This window comes from Ferrovum myxofaciens (genome assembly GCF_000735045.1).
Taxonomy (GTDB): Bacteria; Pseudomonadota; Gammaproteobacteria; order Burkholderiales; family Ferrovaceae; genus Ferrovum; species Ferrovum myxofaciens.
In genome coordinates this window covers 1-294 of the sequence record NZ_JPOQ01000493.1, presented here as the reverse complement: position 1 = coordinate 294, position 294 = coordinate 1, and the positions used below count along the sequence as shown (strand labels likewise).

Here is a 294-nt window from a genome sequence, read left to right as displayed (position 1 = left end):
ATAAATTTGAATTGTTGTCATCGTATGGGCTCTTGATACGTTAAGTAGGTATCTGATTTATTTTGGGGAACACCCATGAAGATCTACGATGACATCACTCCGGCGCTGAAGGCTGTTTTGTTTCACCACATTCGAGGCTATACCGTTTGGACCAGTTTCATCGTCCCCGCCGAGAAGGTGGGTGGCATCGCGGAGAAATGGGCCGAAGCCTATGGAACTCAACTTCCGGCATGGAAGCGCCAGGATCGGAAGGGGAAGAACCTGGCCACAGCGGTTGCCTTGGCTGCGCCTGTG

Annotated in this window: 1 protein-coding gene; it reads left to right on the top strand. The window is 51.7% G+C overall.

The genetic code is table 11. The annotated features are described in order from the left end of the window. Window positions 1–75: 75 nt before the first annotated feature. On the top strand, window positions 76–294 hold a 219-nt coding region (locus IV91_RS16380), incomplete at its 3' end, for a hypothetical protein (RefSeq protein WP_035418891.1).